Genomic DNA, 8,221 nt, shown 5'->3' with positions numbered 1-8,221 from the left:
TGCTCTCGGGTGTTTCGGTATCTGCTACATTCTGCAAATCATTCAGGGAATAGAGCTCTTCTGTATTATTTGTTATTGTTTTAGTATATGAGTTTCTGTGGTAGTTGTTTATGAATATGTGTTTCATAATAGTAACCATCCACCTTTAAGATTGGTATTCTCAATGTATTTATCCTTATTATTGAGAACTCTTAATAGTGTTTCTTGCAAAAGATCCTTTGTATCATCAATATTTGATGTAAGAGAATAAGCATAGATATATAATACTCCTTGTAGTTCTAAAACCCTCTTCACAAACAGATCTCCACTTTCATTCATTACTGCACTTTCTAATATTTCTTATACAGAACAATTTAAAAACAAAAAAGTTCATTCGTTCTACAATTTTTTTTGATGAAAGTTTTTAAATCTCTGAAATACAGTGAGAAAAAATCTACAAATAATTTATGTATTTATTTGAACCTTGTCGAATATAAATGTAACAATATTTCTGCGAAATTATTTCTGTTTAATTAAAATATTTTATTAATTATTATTGGTATTTGTTGGATATATTATGCCTACGCTTAAGAGTAGTTCTGTGATATTCCTTAACATTGAGCTTACTCTGATTTGTCTGTGTACTCTCTTTTATTTTTTTGATGCTACAAAGTTGTTTGCTTTTGCAACAGCGTCTCTAATGTTGTCGCATATATTTTCAGGTGCCATAAGGTTTGTTATTCCTCCTTTTACCAAAGTGTTATGTACCGATTCGTGTACTCCTGATAATATTATCTTAATGCCGTCTTTGTGTGCTGAGTTGATGAATATCTCAAGGTTGTGAAGACCTGTAGAATCGATAAATGGGACTTTTCTCATTCGAAGAATACGAACTAATGGTTTTTCTGCCAATATACGCATCTGCTCATCAAATTTATTTGCCACTCCAAAGAAGAAAGGTCCGTCAATCTCATATATCTCAACGCCTTTCTCTAATTTCAAATGCTCCTCTTCAAGAGTTGAAAGGTTGTGGTCATCATCATCAAGATTAAGGTCTTTGCGGATAACAGATACTTTTGTATTCTCTGTTACTCGTTTTAAGAATAGTATAACGGCAAGTAAGAGACCTATCTCTATTGCAATGTTTAGGTTGAACATTACGGTTAGTAGTAGTGTTAGCCAAAGAACAATAACATCGGTATTGCGTAATTTGGATAGTGAGCGAATTGTTCTCCATCCACTCATATTGTATGCAACTACAATAAGTATTGCTGCTAAGCACGACATTGGTATGTGTACTGCAAGTGGTGCAAGGAATAGCAATATCAGTAGCAATACAACAGCGTGAATTATACCTGCGATAGGGGTACGACCTCCGTTGTTTATGTTTGTCATTGTTCTTGCTATTGCTCCTGTTACAGGGATACCTCCAAAAAGTGGAGATACTATGTTTGCGGCACCTTGAGCTATTAACTCAGTGTTTGAGTTGTGGCGTTCGCTGATAACTCCATCGGCAACGGTTGCCGAAAGAAGTGACTCAATTGCTCCTAACATTGCTATTGTAAATGCAGGAGAAATAAGATTGTTTATTACCTCCCAATTAAGTTTAAAACCTTCGGGGGCTTTGATGTTTGCCTGAATTGTTCCAAAGCGGTCGCCAATAGTCTCAATACTCTCAATACCGGCAAAAGTCCTTAGAAGATAAACTACAACGGTTACAACTACTATTGCTATCAGAGAACCGGGTATACGTTTGGTTATTTTAGGTGAGAATATTATTATCAGCAAAGTTGCTATACCAACTAAAAGTGCGGCAATATTGGTTGTGTCTATATTGGCAAAATATGCTCCCCATTTTGAGAAGAAATCTGCTGGGAGATTCTCAATGTGCATACCAAAGAAATCTTCTATTTGTGTAGAGAATATTGTTATGGCAATACCTCCTGTGAATCCAATAACAATGGGGTAGGGGATAAATTTGATTATGGTTCCAAATCGGCAAAGTCCCATAACAAGAAGCATTACTCCTGCCAATAGGGTGGCAATTGCTAATCCTTCAATTCCGTATTGGCTTATAATTCCTGCAACAATGATGATGAATGCTCCGGTTGGTCCGCCAATTTGAACGCTACTTCCTCCAAAGAACGATACAATAAAACCTCCGATGATGGCTGTTATTAAACCTGCTTCGGGCGTTACTCCGGAGGCTATACCAAAGGCTATTGCAAGGGGCATTGCAACAACTCCCACAATTATACCCGCCATAAGGTCAGAGGTAAATTTCTTTTTGTTGTAATTTTTTAATGTATTAAATAGTGAAGGCTTGAAGTCTATACTATTAAGAATTGTGTTTAATTTCATCTTTCTAATGTTTTAATGTGATGAATATATATCTGTTTTTCTCTATTTTTTAAATGAGGGTGCAAAATTACTTATTTATAAGTAATAAATAAAACTTTTTAGTGTTAAAATATCGCTGGTGTTAATGTTAATAAAAAAAGAGTGAATGTTTTTGTAACATACACTCTTTGATTATTGGGGCTAAGATGCTTATCTTTAAATTATATAAGTTTCTTGTGAAATGCTCTGCGACGTTTATGTTGAATAGTGTCAAACATTGCCCATTGATTATGAATTTTTGTATTGTTATCCAACTCTGGGTTTGACTCAACCATCTTAAATCCTTGCTCTTTGAAATATGGGAATATTCTCTCAAAGAAAAGGGCGTTAACTCCTTTGCTTTGGTAGTCGGGGCGAACAGCAATAAGAAGGAAGTCTACAATGTCGTTTCCTTTCTTGAATGCTTTAAGCAAGTGGTACCAACCAAAGGGGAAGATTCTTCCTCTTGATTTTTGTAGAGCTTTTGATAACGAAGGTACTGTGATACCAATACCAACAACTTCATCTTGCTCGTTAAGAACAACCGCAATACCATTTTTGTGAACCATTGGCAAATACATCTTAATGTAATGTTCTATTTGGCGAGGAGTCAAAGGTGAGTATCCAAACAACTCATCGTAAGCAACATTGATAAGTTCAAAAAGTGCTTGACCATATTTATCGGCGAGTTCTTTTATATTTTTACACTCGGCAAGACGTATTCCAAATTTTTCTTTAACAATCTTTGCAATGCGATAGTGCTTTTCGGGAAGGTCGTCAGGAATGTTGATTTTGAACTCTACCCAATCTTGCTCTTTTTCATATCCCAACTCCTCAAAGTGAGTAGCATAGTAGGGGTAGTTATATATGGTTGCCATTGTTCCTAATTGGTCGAATCCCTCAACAAGGCAGCCCTCAGGATCCATATCGGTAAATCCAAGAGGTCCCTCAATCTCGTTCATTCCTTTGTGGATTGCCCAATTCTCAATCCACTCTGTGAGTGCAATACTAACCTCTTTATCATCAATAAAGTCAATCCATCCAAAACGAGCACACTTTTTACCTGTTCTTTTATTTACAGCATGGTTTATAATGCCAGTTGCTCTACCCACTGCTTTACCATCGCGGTAAGCCATAATACTTACGGCATCGCAAAAATCAAATGCAGGATTCTTTTTTCTGTTGAAAGTAGTTAGCTCATCCATTAATAGGGGAGGAACAGCATACTTAGAATCTTTATAAAGTTTGTTCTTGAAATTGGTGTATTTAATGTAGTCCCAAGTTGAAGAGATTATTTTAATATCTATAGCCATAACTCTATTAACTTTAGTTTGTGATTCCTATTTATAAATTTATTCTATAATGCAAAAATAGTTCTTTTTAACTAAAAACAAACTAAAAAATGCGTTTAATGGTTATAATATTTTTCTTCAACTAAAAGAATTATAGTTAAATAATCTTTTTTTTAATATAATTGGCGAAAAATTTCTTTAATCGAACACTATTCTTTCAAAATTTGTATTACCTTTGTATGCGGTTAAGGATTGGTTTATTTATAGCAATTCTTGGTATGGTGAAATTTTAACATTTCACTTAATATAAAACTGAGAGATAATTTAAATAATAATAAACTTTTTAATTTTAAAAACAATGGCAACATTAGATTTGAGCAAGTACGGAATTAATGGAGCAACTGAGGTTATCCACAATCCGTCTTATGATGTCCTCTTTGCAGAGGAGACAAAACCGGGATTGGAAGGTTTTGAGGTTGGTCAAGTTACAGAACTTGGTGCAGTAAACGTTATGACAGGTGTTTACACAGGACGTTCTCCTAAAGACAAATTCTTTGTAAAAGATGCTACAAGCGAGAACACTGTATGGTGGACTTCTGATGAGTACAAAAACGATAACAAACCTGTTACTGAGGAGACTTGGAAAACATTAAAAGAGATTGCAGTTAAAGAACTTTCAAATAAAAAACTTTTTGTAGTTGATACTTTCTGTGGAGCAAACGAGGCAACTCGCCTTAAAGTTCGTTTTATTGTAGAGGTTGCATGGCAAGCACACTTCGTGTCTAACATGTTCATCCTTCCTACTGCTGAGGAGTTGGCTAACTACGGAGAGCCTGATTTCGTTGTTTACAACGCATCAAAAGCAAAAGTTGAGAACTACAAAGAACTTGGTCTTAACTCAGAGACTGCGGTAGTATTTAACTTAACAACCAAAGAGCAAGTAATCATCAACACTTGGTATGGTGGTGAGATGAAAAAAGGTATGTTCTCAATCATGAACTACTTGAATCCTCTTAAAGGAATCGCTTCAATGCACTGTTCAGCAAACACTGACAAAGAGGGCAAAAGTTCAGCAATCTTCTTCGGATTGTCAGGAACAGGAAAAACAACTCTTTCAACAGATCCAAAACGTCTATTGATTGGTGATGACGAGCACGGTTGGGATGATGAGGGTGTATTCAACTACGAAGGTGGTTGCTACGCTAAAGTTATCAATCTTGATAAAGAGAGCGAGCCCGATATCTACAACGCTATCCGTCGCGATGCTTTGTTAGAGAACGTAACAGTTGATGCTAACGGTAAAATCGATTTCGCTGATAAGAGCGTAACTGAGAATACTCGTGTATCATATCCTATCAACCACATCGAGAATATTGTTAAACCAGTTTCTAAAGGACCTCACGCACAACAAGTAATCTTCTTGAGTGCTGACGCATTTGGAGTATTGCCTCCAGTGTCAATCTTGACACCTGAGCAAACTCAATACTACTTCCTTTCAGGATTTACTGCAAAATTAGCAGGAACTGAGCGTGGTATCACTGAGCCTACTCCAACATTCTCAGCATGTTTCGGTGCAGCATTCCTTTCATTACATCCAACAAAATACGGAGAAGAGTTGGTTAAGAGAATGGAGAAAACAGGTGCTCGTGCATACTTGGTAAATACTGGATGGAACGGAACAGGAAAACGTATCTCAATTAAAGATACTCGCGGTATCATCGATGCAATCCTTGACGGATCAATTGATAGCGCTCCAACTAAGAAAATTCCATACTTCGATTTTGAAGTTCCAACAGCATTGAACGGTGTTGATCCTAATATCCTTGATCCTCGCGATACTTATGCTGACGCAGCAGAGTGGGATGCAAAAGCAAAAGATCTTGCTGAGCGTTTCATCAAAAACTTTGCTAAATTTACAGGTAACGAGGCAGGTAAAGCATTAGTTGCTGCTGGTCCAAAATTGTAATACCAATAAATTTAAATAGTGAAACGAGATACTCTTAAAGGGTATCTCGTTTTTTTGCTATTTGATTGTAGAAGATATATCTTGGTATAAAAAGGAATGGCAGGTTTCATTTCTGGCACATCCACCGCTAATATTTAATTTACAATATTATTAACTCCCTTAAAATTTATCAAGTGTTGAGGTAGAAGCCTATTCAATAATTGTTGAAACAAAAAAACGAGGTGAATTCACCTCGTTTTCTGTTATAAATATTATGTGAGTTTTTATTATCTAACACGCTCAACATACTCACCTGTGCGAGTATCTACGCGGATTTTATCTCCTGTGTTAATGAACAAAGGAACGCGAACTTCGGCTCCTGTTTCAACTGTTGCAGGTTTAAGAGTGTTTGTTGCTGTGTCTCCTTTGATTCCTGGCTCAGTATAAGTAATCTCTAATTCAACTTTAACTGGCATCTCAGCGTAAAGGATGGTCTCAGTTGAAGCATCAGATACAACCTCTACAACCATCTCCTCTTTCATGAAGTCAACACCTGTGATAAGGTCTTTTGCAATGGGAAGTTGTTCGTATGTCTCTTGATTCATAAAGATATACTCTTCGCCTTCTTTATATAAAAATTGGTATGGGCGACGCTCTACACGTACATCTTCAAGTTTCTCACCAATGTTAAAACGGCGTTCCAAAACGTAACCGTTTACAACATCTTTAAGTTTAGTACGCATAAAAGTGTTACCTTTACCTGGTTTTACGTGTAAAAATTCGATACAGAAATAGAGTTTTCCGTCCATACGGATACAAGTTCCGTTTTTAATGTCTTGAGCGTTAATCATAAATATATGGTTATTTGTTATTGTTTTCGGAGTACAAAATTAATTGAATTTAAATAAAAAAGCAAAAAGTTTTGTATAAAAATGAATTATAAGTGCCATATCTTTTGGAAATTTGACAAAACATAACTATCTTTGCACCCTGATTTTGGAATATAATATAAACAAATATAAAATACACAAACTATGAAAAGAACATTTCAACCTTCTAACAGGAAGAGAAAAAACAAACACGGCTTCCGTTCTCGTATGGCAACTGCCAACGGACGCAGAGTGTTAGCAGCACGTCGTGCTAAAGGTAGAGCTAAACTTACAGTATCTGATGAGTACAACGGATAATTGAATGTATAGTTTAACTAACAGAAAAGGATATGTCTACCGGGCATATCCTTTTCTGTTTTTATTGAGAGTAATTTAAATGTGTGTAAATATTATCTTGTTCTCAATAAAATAAATATCTTTGCACTAATTATAACAGAAACATATATGAAGATATTTTTTTACGATCTTGAAACAACAGGAACACTTTTCTGGAAACACGGAATACATCAGATAAGTGGAGCAATTGTTATAGATGGAGAGATAAAGGAGAGATTCGATTTAAGAGTTGCTCCAAATCCAAAAGCGATAGTTGAGGATGCTGCTTTACAGGTTGCCGGTGTTACCCGTGAACAAATTATGGCATACCCGCCTATGGGAGATGTATATAATAAGGTGGTTGAAATGTTAGGTAAACATGTCGATAAATATGACAGATCTGATAAATTCTTCCTTTGTGGATATAATAATGCTTCGTTTGACGACAACTTCTTTAGGGCGTGGTTCCGTCAGAATGGTGATGAATACTTTGGAAGTTGGTTCTGGGGAAACAGCCTTGATGTAATGGTACTCGCATCGCAATACTTTGCTGAGGAGCGACACACTATGAAAGATTTTAAACTCTCAACTGTTGCTCGTCAGTGTGGAATTGAGGTGTGCGAAGAGTCGTTGCACGATGCTCTATATGATATTCGCCTAACAATGGAAGTGTATAAGAAAGTTGTTAATCGTTAGTTTTTAGAATATCGTAGACAACAAGAAACGGGAGTTTATCAACTAACAACTAAAAACAAACAACTAAAAATGAAGTTTTCAATTATAGTTCCAGTATATAACCGCAGGGCAGAGGTAGAAGAGTTATTGGAGAGCCTTTCAAAGCAAACCGATAAGGATTTTGAAACCATAATTGTTGAAGATGGCTCGGTTGAAGATAGCGAGGATATTGCCAAGCGATATGCCGAGAGTGCCAATGTGCGTTACTTTATGAAGAAGAACGAGGGGCGTAGTGCCGCTCGTAACTATGGAATGGAGCGCGCCGAAGGCGAGTGGCTTATATTCTTTGACTCTGATTGCGTGATACCGCCTACATATTTTGAGATTGTAAAACGAGAGATTGCAAAAGGAGGTTTTGATTGCTTTGGTGGTCCCGATGCTGCGGCCGATAACTTTACAACGTTGCAAAAGGCAATCAGTTACTCTATGACCTCTTTTTTGACAACAGGGGGCATCAGAGGAAGAAAAAAAGGAATGGAGAAGTTTTTGCCCCGTACCTTTAATATGGGATTTACCCAAGAGGTGTATAAAAAGGCTGGAGACTTTCGTGATGTATTTGGCGAGGATATAGACCTGAGTCTTCGCATACGCAAAGCAGGTTTTACAACTGTTCTCTTACCCGATGCTTTTGTATATCATAAACGCCGTAATACAATCAAGAGTTTCTGCCGTCAGATGTTGGTGTT

General features: G+C 36.5%; 8 protein-coding genes. 4 read left to right on the top strand and 4 right to left on the bottom strand.

The features are described 5' to 3' along the window. Positions 1-123 precede the first annotated feature (123 nt). The 3 genes from IKK64_04525 to IKK64_04515 all read right to left on the bottom strand — a co-directional run bounded on the left by IKK64_04525 (position 124) and on the right by IKK64_04515 (position 3,671). The gene (locus IKK64_04525) at positions 124-318 is read right to left on the bottom strand and encodes a hypothetical protein (GenBank protein MBR4119326.1); all 195 of its coding nucleotides are present in this window, start codon (positions 316-318) and stop codon (positions 124-126) included. Positions 319-630: 312 nt separating this feature from the next. After that, positions 631-2,340 carry a sulfate permease gene (gene sulP, locus IKK64_04520; GenBank protein MBR4119325.1) on the bottom strand — a complete coding sequence of 570 codons (1,710 nt, stop codon included), beginning with the start codon at positions 2,338-2,340 and terminating at the stop codon, positions 631-633. Between the two features lie 200 nt (positions 2,341-2,540). Next, positions 2,541-3,671 (bottom strand): N-acetyltransferase, encoded by a 1,131-nt coding sequence (locus IKK64_04515; protein MBR4119324.1) that lies wholly within the window; start codon positions 3,669-3,671, stop codon positions 2,541-2,543. A gap of 337 nt (positions 3,672-4,008) precedes the next feature. On the opposite strand from IKK64_04515, the gene pckA reads away from it, so the two are divergent. After that, positions 4,009-5,616 (top strand): phosphoenolpyruvate carboxykinase (ATP), encoded by a 1,608-nt coding sequence (gene pckA, locus IKK64_04510; protein ID MBR4119323.1) that lies wholly within the window; start codon positions 4,009-4,011, stop codon positions 5,614-5,616. A gap of 266 nt (positions 5,617-5,882) precedes the next feature. Here the strand turns inward: pckA and efp are convergent, their stop codons facing one another. Continuing rightward, on the bottom strand, positions 5,883-6,446 hold the full coding sequence (gene efp / locus IKK64_04505) for an elongation factor P (GenBank protein ID MBR4119322.1): 564 nt from the start codon (positions 6,444-6,446) through the stop codon (positions 5,883-5,885). Between the two features lie 183 nt (positions 6,447-6,629). On the opposite strand from efp, the gene rpmH reads away from it, so the two are divergent. The 3 genes from rpmH to IKK64_04490 all read left to right on the top strand — a co-directional run. Beyond that, a complete protein-coding gene (gene rpmH / locus IKK64_04500; protein MBR4119321.1) occupies positions 6,630-6,782 on the top strand; it encodes a 50S ribosomal protein L34 in 153 nt (50 codons plus the stop codon). Between the two features lie 147 nt (positions 6,783-6,929). Next, positions 6,930-7,496, top strand: a complete 567-nt coding sequence (locus IKK64_04495) for a 3'-5' exonuclease (GenBank protein ID MBR4119320.1) — start codon at positions 6,930-6,932, stop codon at positions 7,494-7,496. 69 nt (positions 7,497-7,565) lie between these two features. Next, a partial coding sequence (locus IKK64_04490; GenBank protein ID MBR4119319.1) for a glycosyltransferase occupies positions 7,566-8,221 on the top strand: 656 nt, incomplete at its 3' end.

The organism is Bacteroidales bacterium, assembly GCA_017521245.1.
In the GTDB taxonomy this organism is placed as follows: Bacteria; Bacteroidota; Bacteroidia; order Bacteroidales; family G3-4614; genus Caccoplasma_A.
This window is presented reverse-complemented; position numbering and strand designations above follow the sequence as displayed.

Coding starts and splice junctions, on each gene's coding strand:
- IKK64_04525 (MBR4119326.1), bottom strand. CDS start 318: ATGAATGAAAGTGGAGATCTGTTTGTGAAGAGGGTTTTAGAACTACAA.
- sulP (MBR4119325.1), bottom strand. CDS start 2,340: ATGAAATTAAACACAATTCTTAATAGTATAGACTTCAAGCCTTCACTA.
- IKK64_04515 (MBR4119324.1), bottom strand. CDS start 3,671: ATGGCTATAGATATTAAAATAATCTCTTCAACTTGGGACTACATTAAA.
- pckA (MBR4119323.1), top strand. CDS start 4,009: ATGGCAACATTAGATTTGAGCAAGTACGGAATTAATGGAGCAACTGAG.
- efp (MBR4119322.1), bottom strand. CDS start 6,446: ATGATTAACGCTCAAGACATTAAAAACGGAACTTGTATCCGTATGGAC.
- rpmH (MBR4119321.1), top strand. CDS start 6,630: ATGAAAAGAACATTTCAACCTTCTAACAGGAAGAGAAAAAACAAACAC.
- IKK64_04495 (MBR4119320.1), top strand. CDS start 6,930: ATGAAGATATTTTTTTACGATCTTGAAACAACAGGAACACTTTTCTGG.